This window comes from Oceanispirochaeta crateris, assembly GCF_008329965.1.
GTDB classification, from domain to species: Bacteria; Spirochaetota; Spirochaetia; order DSM-2461; family DSM-2461; genus Oceanispirochaeta; species Oceanispirochaeta crateris.
Map to the genome: position 1 here is coordinate 3,965,038 of NZ_CP036150.1, position 11,548 is coordinate 3,976,585.

General features: G+C 46.1%; 9 protein-coding genes. 2 read left to right on the plus strand and 7 right to left on the minus strand.

From position 1 onward, the window contains the following. Window positions 1–2: 2 nt before the first annotated feature. The 6 genes from EXM22_RS17960 to EXM22_RS17985 form a co-directional block, all read right to left on the minus strand. Window positions 3–569, minus strand: a complete 567-nt coding sequence (locus EXM22_RS17960; protein ID WP_149487847.1) for a biotin transporter BioY — start codon at window positions 567–569, stop codon at window positions 3–5. Next, entirely contained in the window at window positions 550–1,395 is an 846-nt protein-coding gene (locus tag EXM22_RS17965; protein WP_149487848.1) for an HTH domain-containing protein, read from the minus strand. Before EXM22_RS17965 ends, EXM22_RS17960 begins: the two co-directional genes overlap by 20 nt. A gap of 58 nt (window positions 1,396–1,453) precedes the next feature. Continuing rightward, a complete protein-coding gene (locus EXM22_RS17970; protein ID WP_149487849.1) occupies window positions 1,454–3,349 on the minus strand; it encodes a methyl-accepting chemotaxis protein in 1,896 nt (631 codons plus the stop codon). 217 nt (window positions 3,350–3,566) lie between these two features. Further along, complete coding sequence (locus tag EXM22_RS17975; protein ID WP_149487850.1) at window positions 3,567–4,073, minus strand: hypothetical protein; 507 nt, start codon at window positions 4,071–4,073, stop codon at window positions 3,567–3,569. Window positions 4,074–4,083: 10 nt separating this feature from the next. Continuing rightward, window positions 4,084–5,553 carry a YfcC family protein gene (locus EXM22_RS17980; RefSeq protein WP_149487851.1) on the minus strand — a complete coding sequence of 490 codons (1,470 nt, stop codon included), beginning with the start codon at window positions 5,551–5,553 and terminating at the stop codon, window positions 4,084–4,086. Between the two features lie 34 nt (window positions 5,554–5,587). After that, window positions 5,588–7,042, minus strand: coding sequence for a M20/M25/M40 family metallo-hydrolase (locus EXM22_RS17985; RefSeq protein WP_168203610.1), 1,455 nt, complete (start codon window positions 7,040–7,042; stop codon window positions 5,588–5,590). A 137-nt stretch (window positions 7,043–7,179) separates the two neighbouring features. Here EXM22_RS17985 and EXM22_RS17990 point away from each other — a divergent pair, with 137 nt between their 5' ends. After that, entirely contained in the window at window positions 7,180–8,280 is a 1,101-nt protein-coding gene (locus tag EXM22_RS17990; RefSeq protein WP_149487853.1) for a plasmid pRiA4b ORF-3 family protein, read from the plus strand. A gap of 9 nt (window positions 8,281–8,289) precedes the next feature. Here EXM22_RS17990 and lon read toward each other — a convergent pair whose 3' ends face one another. Then, the gene (lon, locus tag EXM22_RS17995; protein ID WP_149487854.1) at window positions 8,290–10,635 is read right to left on the minus strand and encodes an endopeptidase La; all 2,346 of its coding nucleotides are present in this window, start codon (window positions 10,633–10,635) and stop codon (window positions 8,290–8,292) included. Between the two features lie 154 nt (window positions 10,636–10,789). On the opposite strand from lon, the gene recO reads away from it, so the two are divergent. After that, the gene (gene recO, locus EXM22_RS18000) at window positions 10,790–11,530 is read left to right on the plus strand and encodes a DNA repair protein RecO (protein ID WP_149487855.1); all 741 of its coding nucleotides are present in this window, start codon (window positions 10,790–10,792) and stop codon (window positions 11,528–11,530) included. Window positions 11,531–11,548 lie beyond the last annotated feature (18 nt).

An 11,548-nucleotide genomic window follows, 5' to 3' on the forward strand; every position in this document is an offset into this window, starting at 1 on the left:
TTTCAGTCCTCTTTTCCAGTACTCAGAAAATCTCTGAAACGGTTTTTCATCGAACATCCAAGGGCTGCGGCTGCCATGGATTTAATGACAAATCCGGGGATGAAGGGGTATAAACCAGCCTTGAGTACGGTGGGCCAATCCATGGACAGGCTCTGCTTGAGCCAGGGGATACCGGGAAGATATATGAGAGCTCCGGCTAGCAAAGATGTGATGACAGCCAGCGGTATTTCTAAGGGTTTGCTCCGGTCTTTTTTTGAATTGTACATCCATCCTGCCGCAGGAGCCGCCAGTAGATACCCCAGTAGAAAACCGCCGGTGGGTCCCATTATTTTGGCCAGACCGGCTGTACCGCCTGCAAATACAGGAAGGCCGATTATACCCATTATGAGGTAGGTGACCACACTGGACAGGCCTATTTGAGGACCTCCCAGCATGCCGCTGAGGACAACAAACATGGTGGTCAAAACAACCGGTACGGGTCCAACGGGTATGGTAAAAAAAGAACTGGCGGCAATCAAAGAAGTGAATAGGGCTGTCAGTACTGTTTTTCTAATGATCTCTTTTGTCATGGTCTACTCCTGGGGTCTTGGATTTTTCCTGGGATTGATCCCTACACTTTGTATAGGGTCTCAACTGTTTTTCTATTTCAATGGCCTCCAGGGCAAGGCATTTCTTCCATTGTTCCTGCAATTTCCAAACAAGCTCGCTGCGTTTGAATTCTTTCCCGGTGTGAAGAGAGGCGGATGTCATGGTTTTTGAAGCGGGGATATCATTGAGATGCAATCCAATTCCCAGGGCATACCATTGAACCGTTTTACCCCTGACCTGGTATTCCTCGAGAATCCCGGCGCCTTTTTTTTCTGCGAAGTATATGTCGCCAGAGTCTGAAAAACTCAAATCATGAATGGCTAGTTGGTTCAGTGTATTCAAAAGAGTCAGGATTCCTCTTTTTTTCATAAGGGGAAGCTCGCCTACACCAAAGATCTCTCTGTTGACAAAGGTCAGATATATGCCGCCGCTGGGAGAATCCCATTGTTCATGATCTCTGCCGACACCTCTGGATTGGTGGTCTGCCAGAACTAGAAAATTTTTCATAGTACTGGGTTGGTGACGCATCTGATTCAAGGCTTCATCCATGGTTGAGGTCAGTTCCTCAAAATAAATGATTCGCTTGTCCTGCTTGAACTCCAAAGAGGTGAGAGCATCGTTATTTTGAGTGATTCTATAACCCTTTGATCCGGATTCAATGGGATAGCCCTGTTGAATGAGAGATTTGATTTGTTTCCAGACTGCCACTCTGCTGATTCCTAGTTCCTGGCTGAATTGAGCCCCGGAATGCCAGTCTTTTGAGTCTTTTAACTGATGGAGTATGTGAAATTTTGTTTCGTTAACCATTTAATTTTTCCTAGGTTAACCGAAAGTCCTGAAAACATCAATCAGCGATAATCCAGAATCAGCTATTTCTTATCGGCACGTCCGGAGTTTCAAAGTCCTGGCACTCCTGGGGTGTGGTCTCTTCGGTTTTAAAGCTGTGAACAATCTCTTCCAAGCGGCTCATCCCCTCTTTGTTTTCCTCGCTGACCTGATGCACTCCTGTCATTGTCTCCGTTATCTCTCGGCTACTTTTACCAATCTCTTTGATGCTCACCGACGCCTTTTCGGTTTTGCCTTTCATGGTCGAAACAACCTTCCCGATATCATCCGATTTGCTTTGAATCAGCTGTGAGGAATCGTTTATATTCGCTGTCACGGAATGCAGATTCTGCGATGAGTGAACAATATCCCGGCTGGCGGAGGAGAGTTCATCCATTCCATGATTTATCTCGATGAGAGAGCCAGAAAGGTCTTTGAGACCTTCTTTCAGGTAACCTACGGATTTGTAACTATCCGTGCTGGCATTGAGGGCTTCATCTATCTGAAAAGAGACTTTTTTAAGGATTTCATCTATTTGATGAGAGTTTTCCGATGTGGATTCTGCCAGACTTCTGATTTCTTCAGCAACTACGGCAAAGCCTTTGCCAGCTTCTCCTGCATGGGCCGATTCAATGGCTGCATTCATGGAAAGAATATTCGTCTGGTCCGAGATATCATTGATGATTCCCGTGACAGTCATGACTTCCTGTATGGTTTTTGAGACCTTAGTGATGATGTTTTGAGACAATTCAGCCAGTTCTTCACCTTCATTCAGTTTGTCGACCATCACCGCTGACCTTTTGTTTTCCTGTCCTGTCAGCTTATTGATGTTGTTAATTGAAGAGGACAGTTGCTCACTGGCACTGAGATTGGACTGAATCAGGTTGTATTGGCTCTTTATGTTTACATTTAGCTGTTGTATTTGGCCTGTTATGGTCTGAACAGAGTCGGCAGTAATCTCTGTATCATCTTCCATCAAGGTTATTGTTTCTTCCAGGGAATCGATAGATTTTGTGATTTCCCTGAGAGCAGACAAGGTTCCTGCTGTTCCTGCTGCTAGGGCGTCCTGCAGGCAGAGAGTCTGATTGGACACTTGATTTACCTCTGAAATGAAATCATGGAAGGACCGGGTGACATCGTTGATATGGGATCCCAGGGCTTCAACCTCCCGGCTGCCTTTTAATTCGGACAAAATCGTGAGGTCCCGCTCTGCAAGGCGCTTCATTGTTTCTTCTAAGTTTATAAAATTCAATGAGAGCTTATGGCTAAAAATCACAACATAGATAATGCTGAATATCGAAATGGCGACGACCAAGACCAGCAGGAACAGGATGTCCCGTTGAATCAGGTCTGACTGATAGGAATTCAGTCTGTTTCCCAGTGTTGCCAGGTTATTGTTGACCGTGCTGTAACCCTTGTAGACATTCTCAACATCCTTCTCCAGATCTTCCAGCAGTCCCTTCCAGTGTGCAGCCTCATCGGGGCTACGGCTCAGGAAGTATCCATAGAGGCCGCTAAATTGCACCTTAGATGCCAGTTTGTCCTCTTCCAGCAGTCTCTGGGCTGTCCTTTCAAAGGGAGCTTTGTACTCATTCTGGGCCAGAGCACTGTTTTGCAGGGATTCCAGTGATGTCATGATGTCCTGAGGCAGTTTTGTGGTATTGCTATTGACTATGAGTTCATTCAGGGTTGTATCAAACTGATTGGACTTTTCTTTCCAGTTTCTAATCAGGACGGAAAACTGATTTCTTTCCAGAAATATCTGGTTGGTGCTTATCTGATAATTATTTCCTTCAATGCGCAGCTTGAGTGCAGTCTCTGACAATGAGTGAATCTTTTCGACTTTCTGTAGTTCAAGGTAAATGACGGCATAGGAGAGTATAAACAGAAAAATGACAAAAAATGTGTTTAAAAGCAATTGGGTTTTTAATTTCATAATTTATCCAATTTAAATAGTATTTTTATATAAGATTAATATAAGGGGATATCTATCATTTTGTATAGGTCGTTTTAGCTGGGCTTGCATAGAAGGGGCTAGAACAACTTAATTTGCACAGATATTACATTTATGTAGAATCAGAACGGTTTTCATCTTTGATTTTCATCTGTGTTTTTGTCGGAATTGAAGAGCGCTGGACCAAAAAGGCGGGGTATTAAATCATTCTGCTGTCGTAGGCCCAATTCATCAAGGCCTGTCTCTGCCGTGGCCTGCAGGAGAGGTCTCTGAAGGCGCAGTTTTTTCTGATTTGAGCAGCATGGCGGCGAATCAGCCGCCATCGTTTGATCTGCCTGGCATCATCGTCGCAGCGTCTTCCCCTATAATACCGGCAGTACCACTGAAACCATCCCCTAGGATCTTCGGGGTATATCCAGCCCTTAGATTGCCAGGTTTTCAGATCCTGGGAGGCATTGACTGCAAAATAATTGAGTTCCGGGAGATGTCCCTTTGTGGAGAGTCTTGCATTTTCAAACCAGCTTTGGGGGAACTCATCCCGGCAGTCGGTCATATATTTCCCCCCAAAGACGCCCAGGGTGAGCATCTGCTGAGGGGTCAGCTCGGGTTTGAAATCGGGGTGGAAGTTTTTACCCTCTTCCTCGGTCAGCAGATAGGAGTATCCTTTCTGCATCTTATCAAAAACGGTTACTTCCTGAATTTCCATAGGTTCAGACCTAAAAAGGACCGAAGCCCATGGCTACGGCAATCATAAGGAAGACCATGGAAATTCCGGCAATGGCCAATTGCATCTTCCAGGTCCACTTCATCCACTGGGGGTAGCTGACAACCGTAAAACTCAACCCGATGAGGAGCAGGGCGTTGGTTGGAAAGATCATGTTTGAAAATCCGTCACCCAGGTCAAAGGCTAAAACGGCTGTCTGGCGGGTCAATCCCACCAGGTCGGCCAGGGGGGCAATGATAGGCATCACCAGGAAGGCTTTGGCCGAGGCACTGCTGATGAAAAAGTTTAGAAAGAGGGTCAGCACATAAATATAGAAAGCTGCCATAAAGGGATTTGTGCCACTGATCAGTTCACTGGCATGATACAGTATGGTATCCATGACAAGGCCTCTGGTCATGATGTGGGGAACGCTCATGGCCATCAGGATGAGGACAATGCCCGGGAGCATATTCATCGCTCCCGAAATGAGAATCTTAAGCAGTTCCATTCCCATGTATCCTACGATGATTCCAGCCCCTGTTCCGCCAATGAGGAACAGAAGAGCCACCGTCGGGAAGGCCGCATCTGAGGGGAGGGCGGGGATGAGTCCGGCGAGGATCATAAATAGGATGGCTATGCCCAGGCAAACGCCGAAAAATACAGCGGCCTTTACCTTGGCAGGACTGGCTTCATCGCCGGCTTGAAGGACATTTTCATTTGAAAAACGTTCTTTCAGAGCCTTATCTGCCTCATATACAGCCGATTTTTCAGGATTCTTCTCAATTTTTTTGGCATAAGCTCTCACGGAGAAAAAACAGATGAGGTAAACGGCTATAAAGAAAATGATCCTGAACCAGGCTCCGGAGAACAAGGGGAGGCCCGAGAGTTTCTGGGCTACGGCTATGGTGAAGGGGTTTGTCACAGCCGCGGCAAATCCAAAGCTCAGTGCCAGAAGACTCATTCCCAGACCTGTGAGAGAATCCCATCCCAGGGCAAGGGAAAGTGGTACGATGATGACAATGAGGGGAACCAATCCTTCATACACTCCAACAAAGGCAGCTAAAAACATCATCACAAAGATCAATATGGCCATAAAGGTATATTTTCTATTTTGAAAACGGCGGACAGTTCCAGAAAGGAGTTCCTGCATGACACCGCCTTTTTCGAGCACGGTAAAAGAAGCTCCCAGGAATATCATAAACAGGGATAAAACAAGGACCATCAGCCAGTTATCTCCCCAAATGACCTCTATGGGAGCGGTGAACCAGCGCCAGAGAGGATAGACTCCGGAGTTCACGTATTCAAAAGAATCGGCAACAACCTTGAGCCGTCCATCTTCCAGTATCCTCTGGTAATTTCCCGCGGGAATCCATCTTGTGAGAAATCCGGATACCACGATCAGGATGAAGAGTATCCCAAAGGCTGTAAGAAAAGGCTTCAATCCTATTTTCAGCATGGAATCATCCTTGCTTTTTGTACTCATTTCAAATCTCCCTCAGTCGGTTTGTGTGTTTATTCTATAATTTAAATAAGAGGTTCCGGTAAAATGTCAGGGCCCTCTCCAGATTCTCAAGACTCACTTTTTCATTGATACCATGGATGGAGTTGATATCCTCCTGATTTAGAATCAATGGTGTAAAACGGATGATTTGACCACTGAGATCCCGATAGTATTTCGAATCGGTTGACCCATTCACAAGGAAAGGAACCGCTACAACCTCGGGGTGACTCTCTTTGAGTGCTTCTTTGACCCAGTAAAATCCCTGATTTTCATCTTTTTCCGGTTTGATTGGATCATTGGAAGGCCAATTTCCAGCATCTTCGATTGTTAAGTTCAGCCCCTTTAGTTTTTTCATATGCCTTTGTTTCAGTGACTCTATGGTGTCACCGGGTAAGATCCTGTGATTTACCAGACAACTGGCCTCACCTGGAATTATATTTTCCTGCTCACCTGATTTGATAACTGTAAACGCCTGGGATGTCCTGATCAGGCTGTCTGTACTCTTGTTCCCCGCAAATATGAGGCGTATGAGGGGATTGAACAGCCAAAGGTTGGCGAAAACGAGCCCCAGAGGAAGGGGGACCCAAGGGACGAATCCTTGGAGCATACCTATTATTTGAGGAGTCAGGCGGGAAGGCTGCCGTCTGGAGCAGATTCTTGAAATTCCCTGAGCTAAAGTACTCACCACCGTGCCAGTTGAAGGAGGCATGGACGAGTGTCCACTTTCTCCGTGAGCACTGATTTTAAAGGTCACAAATCCTTTTTCTGCCAGGCCGATGAGAGCTGCCGGTTTATCACCCAGAAAGCTCAGCATGTGTTGGGCAATGACTCCGCCTTCATCCATGATCATGGCAAATTTTAATCCTTTGTCCTTGAAGGAAGCGGCCAGTTTCTGAGCTCCATTGGTTCCAGAAATCTCCTCGTCTCCGCCAAAGGCAAAATAGAGAGATCTCTTGGGCTGGAATCCTTCATGCAGCAGCCTTTCCACAGTCTCTAAGAGAAATGTGAGCTGACTCTTAATATCCAGTGTTCCCCGGCCCCAGAGCTCTCCATTTTCAATGATGCCGCTGAAGGGCGGGTGGTGCCAGCTCTCATCCCCCTGCTCCTGTGCGGGAACTACGTCATAATGAGCAAGAAACAGAACCGGTTCTTCCAGAGGATCGCTTCCAGCCCATTTGTACACAATCCCATAAGGGTCGGGTACTTCCCGTTCCAGCTTTTCATGAACCAGAGGAAAGAGGTCAACAAGCTTTTCCTGAAATTTTATCAATTGTTTTATGTCTGTTTTTTCATGATCCGTCCATGACACTGTTGGGATCTGAATGAGTGTGGAGAGCTTTTCGGCAAATTCTCCTGAATCTGGACATGGGGGCGTGTTCTGATGCTGATGATCTTTTTTGTTCAGCATTAGATACCGTATAAAAAGGAGAATAAGAAAAAGAATAACGATTAGGGGGATTAGCACAGACATTTGCATCTTCCTTGGATTGTGTTTAAAAGCTACTTCAGTGTATATTGCAGGGCTGCTTAAACACAAGTAGTATTTGAAAGTACCCCCTGGAGCAGTTGATATTCCTGGCATCCCGGGGAGCCTGAAGGAGCTTTTCTATGGACGATAAGAAACTAAATCAATTAAATGGTTATTTAAAAACCATGGACCTCCCTTTTTCCCATCCACTAATAGAAGCCCTTGTTCGGGAAGATCTTTCCGGTGCAGGAGAAGGGTATTCCGAATTGACCACAAGGATTTACTCCCTGGCAGGATCTGTACCTCCCGGTGAAAATGCTCCCCTCTTATTTGAACAGCTGATTTTCGACTTATTCAAAGATCAGCGGAGTCAGTTTGACAGAGTGGAGGATAAAACCCTTGCTCCTATGAGATCCAGACTCTTGCTGTTATTTGACCGCTGGATGCAGCTCAATGATTTTTTAGAAGAAGATGAGCAGAAGAGCATTCCGGGTGTTGAAGACATCCAGAGTGAATTAGAGGACCTCTTGCAATTTGTACAAAACCTTCTCAACAGGATGAATCACCCGAATGAGGAAGACTCCGGATCAAAGGAGGAGTTGGAATACCTGACTCAGCAAAGTGAAGAAGTCCTTGTGCGTATCATGGAAAAGCTTGAGGAAATTCTCCATCCAGCCCCAAAAGCGGATGAAAATATAAAAGATTCCATCCTGACCCTCACTGTTTCTCTTTCGGATCTGCCAGTCTCAGTCTGGCGACGTATCAGGGTTCCGGGACAGATAAATCTTTCCCAGTTTCATGCGGTCTTACAGAAAGCAATGGGGTGGTGGGATCTTTATGAACATCGATTTGAACAGGCCGGCAAGGTCTGGGGTCAGCCTGGTAAAGATGAGGCCGTTCTTGCCGAAGAGGACTGTCTTATTGAGAGTCTTTTAGAGGAAGAGGATGACCTGCTGCACTACTATTATGATCTGTCCGAATCCTGGCATCATAAGATCATTGTGGAAAAAGTCGAGTTCCCCTCCAGGGGGGACAGCGGTTTTATCTTGGAATGCCTGGCCGGTGAGGGAGCCTGCCCTCCCGAGGACTGCGGGGGACCAGAGGGGTTCAGAATGCTTATGGCCTCTCTGAAACCCGGCGCATCTCAGGTTTTAAAGGACGACTTTTCCTGGGTTGGCGGCTTTGATCCCTCCCGGTTTTCTGTCAATGCCGTGAACAAAGACCTCAAAGAACTGCTTTAAATACTTCTCTTAGAAGACAAGGTTCAGTACTTCTTTCAGAGATTCTACGGGATGGAAGGTGATGCCTTTGCGGATGTAAGCAGGTATCTCATCCAGATCCCGTTCATTGGGTTTGGGGATGATGATGTCCTTTACCTTGTTCCTCTGGGCCGCAATTGTTTTTTCCTTCAGCCCTCCTATGGGCAGTACTTTTCCTGTGAGTGACAACTCGCCAGTCATGGCCAGGTTCTTTTTGATCACCTTTCCAGTGGCCAGCGATATGAGTGCCGTAGCCATGGTGATTCCTGCAGAAGGGCCGTCTTTGGGGGTGGCTCCCTCGGGGATATGAAGATGGATCACATTCTTTTCGAAAAACTCCTGCTTGATCCCGTAATCACCGGCTATCTGTTTCACATGACTGAAGGCGATGGCCGCAGATTCTTTCATCACATCTCCCATCTGTCCCGTCAGTTGAAGACCGCTTTTCCCGGGGATATTTATGGCTTCGATGATGAGGGTATCCCCGCCCATACTGGTCCATGCCAGTCCTAAGGACATTCCTGGAATACTGACCCGTTTGATTTCATCATCACGGAAGTAGGGCTTTTTCAAAAAACCTTCCAAATTGTCTTTGGATATTTTTATGGGCAGTTCTTCGGTGCCCATGACAATTTTTTTCGCAGCCTTCCTGTTGATTTTATCGATACACTTTTCAAAGGTTCTCACACCGGCTTCTCTTGCATAACCGTCAACTATGCTCCTCAGGGCCGTTTTGTTATAGGCAATCTGTCCCTTGATGAGACCGTGTTTCTTTAATGATTTTGGTATGAGGTATCTCTTGGCAATTTCAATCTTTTCGTCGGTGATATAGCCAGAGAGCCTGATGATTTCCATTCTATCCAAGAGAGGACGGGGAATGCTGTCCAGGGTATTTGCGGTGGCTATGAACAGGATATGGGAGAGGTCAAAGGGCAGATCAAGATAATGGTCCCTGAAGGCAATATTCTGCTCCGGATCCAAAACTTCCAGGAGGGCCGAAGAGGGGTCTCCCTGATAGGACTGACCCAGCTTGTCAATTTCATCGATCATAAACACGGGAGCCTTGTTCTTAACGATCTTCAAGCCCTGAATGATTTTTCCGGGCATGGCGCCAACATAGGTTCTCCGGTGACCCTTGATTTCGGCCTCGTCCCTCATCCCTCCTACGGAGAATCGGAAAAATTCTCGACCCAGAGCACGGGCGACAGATTTTCCGATGGAGGTTTTACCAACTCCGGGAGGTCCAACAAGGATAATGATTGAACCCTTCGTGTCATTTTTAAGCTTACGGACGGCCAGATATTCGAGGATTCTTTCTTTTACATCGTCCAAACCATAGTGGTCATGGTTGAGGATCTTTTCTCCCTTGGCAATGTCAATGACATCCGGTTTGGGTTCTTCCCAGGGGAGATTGACAATGGTTTCAAGGTAATTTCTGGTGACAATGTATTCGGATGAGGAGGGATCCATAAGAGCGAATTTTTCCAGTTCTCTCTCTACCTGTTCCTTGATTTCACCTTCAAAATTGAGTTTATCCACCATCTCTTTGAACTTGATATATTCGCTGGATTTCGAATCCACCGGTTCGCCCAGTTCTTTTTTAATGGCCTTAATCTCTTCTCTGAGGAAGTATTCCCTCTGGCTTTTCTCTATCTTTTCATTGATCTGTGTGGCAATCTTTTTCTGGATTCGCAGGAGATCCTGCTCCTTTTTAATGAAAACCAGAACCTTTTCCATACGGGCTCTCACATCCAGTTCTTCCAGTATTTGCTGCTGCTGAACCCTGTCGATGTTGAGGATTGAGGTTATAAAGTCGGCAATTTTTCCCGGATTATCTATGTTGACCATGTTCAGGCGCATCTCTTCCGAAAAAAGAGGATTATCTTCTGATATCTGTTTCATTTCGGAGATGACCGAACGGGTCAAAGCCTTCAGTTCATCCTTCTGTTCTGAACCAACGATGTCATCCAGGTAGTCTACTGCCGCAATCAGAGGGGCTTCACTGGTAAAGAATTTTCTGATCCTGAAGCGTTTTACTGTGGAAATGAAAATATTGACTCCACCATCGGGAAGGTTTATTTTTTTGACGATTTTAGCTGCCGTTCCCACCTGATAAATGTCTTTGGGGCCTGTGGCGGATTCATCTTCCTCTTTGAGAAGAATCAAACCTATGACCTTATCATTCTCCATGGCCTGATTTACAATTTCTATATCATCATTGGATGTGATCATAATAGGTGTAAAGATCCCCGGAAATATTGGCTTTCCTAAAAGGGGGACAATAAACAATTTGTCCGGCAAGGCCTGTTCCGCTACGATGATCTCTTTTTCTGACATTTTTTACCTCTATTTTTTCCTGTTAACAGGCTTTTTATTCATTAAAGGGTGACCCTTGCTTGTACTCTCATTGAATTTAAAATTTCAGGCCCTTAAAGGCAAGTCTTTTCTCTCTTTTCCCGGTGGAACCTTTCGCCTATACTGAAAGAGAACCATGAATCGACTGATCAAAGAAAACTATATTCCCTTAAAAGCCTCCGACCTGGGTGAAAACCATAAACTGGTTTTAATTCTCACCCCGGGGCAGGGGTTGATCCGGATTGCCGTCTTTGGAGTTAAGGGTAAAAAATCGGGTTCCCAGAGAGCCTTGATTCAGCCTTTTTCTCTCTGCCGGGGCGATCTGTATTACGATCCTGTCAAGAAGCTCTGGCGCCTGAAAGAGGGAGAATGCCTTGAGAGCCGGGATAGTTTTCATGCTCATCTCAATAAGTACTATGCAGCTCTTTTCTGGTCGGATCTTATCATACAGACCTATGCCGGAGGAGGCAGCCGGGATTTTTTCAATCTTTCGGAGTCTCTGTTCCGGGATCTGGATCAGGAAGCTGAGGCTCTAGTGCCTGGTCTCTTCTTGTCTTCTCTCTGGGATTATCTGGCCCTCGAAGGAATCCAGCCTGAAACAAACCGCTGCTCCCGATGTGGCAGACCGGCTCCTGCGAACAAGGCCGTTTGTTACAGCCCGGAGGGGATGGTTGTTTGTTCCCGTTGCCGTATTGATCGGCTGCCCTTGCTCACGGCTCCTGCCAGGGAATTTTTAGAATCGGTCATCGGGAAACAGGGGCTTCCAGAGGTTGACGCTGATACCCTTGAGAGCCTGACAAGCTATATTATGACCATTCTGAGGACCATTGTCAGGTTGAATATGGGACAGGAGTCTCTTCGAATTATTTTTAAATAAACAGAACATCGTTGAAGA